Consider the following 239-nt stretch of genomic DNA (forward strand, 5'->3'; position numbering starts at 1 on the left):
ATCATGGTAGAAGGGATTCCTGAAGGCGACCTGACGCGCGGGCACATCGACGGCTTTGCACGCTTCATCGATGCCGACACAGTGGTGGTTTCACAGTGCACCGAGACCTCCAGTTGCCGTCCCGGCGATGGTTGCCGCGGCGGCGTCATACACACTGCCGGTAGAACCATCGCCGGGGCAGGCCTCAACGTGATTCGAGACCCCATCGATGGCAAGGTGAGCTATCGCGACAAGGTATT

1 protein-coding gene is annotated in these 239 nt (G+C 60.3%); it reads left to right on the forward strand.

The window, feature by feature from the left end; translation table 11 throughout:
* Positions 1 to 239: hypothetical protein (locus tag A3709_RS23970; RefSeq protein ID WP_197484252.1), on the forward strand; the 239-nt coding region annotated here is incomplete at both ends.

Origin of the sequence: Halioglobus sp. HI00S01, from assembly GCF_001635445.1 — a bacterium.
GTDB lineage: Bacteria > Pseudomonadota > Gammaproteobacteria > Pseudomonadales > Halieaceae > Halioglobus > Halioglobus japonicus.